This window comes from Synechococcus sp. R55.3, from assembly GCF_047461975.1.
Lineage (GTDB): Bacteria > Cyanobacteriota > Cyanobacteriia > Thermostichales > Thermostichaceae > Thermostichus.
In genome coordinates this window covers 1-1,253 of the sequence record NZ_JANSIG010000155.1, presented here as the reverse complement: position 1 = coordinate 1,253, position 1,253 = coordinate 1, and the positions used below count along the sequence as shown (strand labels likewise).

Below are 1,253 nucleotides of genomic sequence, written 5' to 3'. Positions count from 1 at the left end.
GAGTCGGCACCCGCAATAGGCAAGGTGACGGCATAGACTTGAAAGGGCTTGTACAACGCAGAGCCAACCTGGAACCAATCCCCCACGTTGGGGTTGACCGTCTGTTCAGCCGGAGAATCGGTACACCCCGCCAAGGCCGAACCCTGCAGTGGCCCACTGCGGATCAGCAGCCGCCGCGCCCGCTCGGTATCCGTCAGGTTAGCCTCAAAGTCGCTGCCGGCAGCCCGACGGGTGTTCAGAATAGTATAAACCGTTACGGAGTCATTGATGCCATTGTTGTCGGTATCCGCCAAGAACCACCAAGCGGGCGCCTGAACCCGGACGTTCAAGTTTTGTCCCGGATTTTGCGGATCCTCCACCTGAATGTTGGTGGCGATCACGAACTGAGTTTCGTCGGGGAGGATGTAGGGCTCATCGGGATCCCGAGGAAGCAGACCCCCTGCCCCATCGTTGATGAGGGCTGCGGCAAATTGCGCATCCGTCGGGGCGCTGTTGGGCAGGCGGCGATCCCGAATCAGGTACTCGATCTTAGCTCTAGCCCGGTCAATGGCCGTATTCAGTTGTCGGCTAATGGTTTGCCCCGCTCGTTCCACCTGGGTTTGGATGCTGCGCTGAGTGGAGCGGGTCAGCAGCCCCACCGTCACCAAGCTCAAGACCAGCACGATCAAAATGGCAACCGGCAGGACAAAGCCCCGCTCTCGAATCTTGCGCTGATCTACCCGTGCTTTCAAAGAACCGAGTAAGCGCAGGGTGAGCTTGAGCAGCAGCGTGGAAGGAGCAGACATAGCCGTATCTCAATGACGGGGGTAAAGGGAGTGGCACCCAAGCCAAAGGAACTCTTGTCAAGATGCCAAGCTAGCAACAGTATGCCGGTGATCATGGCCACCGCAAATCCCCACCTCTGGGGGGAATCCCCAAGCCCTTTCTCCAATTCACAAGATCCCCAGTTGCTGCGCCTTGAGCAGGGCGGTGACACGGTCGCTAGCATCCAGCTTGCGGTAGGCGGTGCTGGCATATTCTTTGACGGTTTCGATGCTGAGGCCCAAGCGGCGGGCGATCTGTTTGTTGGCCAGGCCCTCGCTCATCAGTTGCAGCACACACAGCTCGCGGGGGGTGAGCTTGGGCAGCTCCTGTCGGGCGGGCAGCCAGTCTTGCTCGGGAGCGGCCAAAATTTGCCGGATGACGCGGGCCAATTCCGCCGGGTCGGTCTCTTTGGAAAGGTAGCCTTTGGCCCCGGCGCGGCGGGCTGCCTC

At 60.1% G+C, this 1,253-nt stretch carries 1 protein-coding gene and 1 pseudogene; both read right to left on the bottom strand.

Annotation, left to right across the window (positions count from 1 at the left end):
- Positions 1-785 (bottom strand): annotated as a pseudogene (locus NW849_RS14260) (type II secretion system protein); the annotation flags it as partial.
- A 147-nt stretch (positions 786-932) separates the two neighbouring features.
- A partial coding sequence (locus tag NW849_RS14255) for a DNA-binding response regulator (RefSeq protein WP_414358494.1) occupies positions 933-1,253 on the bottom strand: 321 nt, incomplete at its 5' end.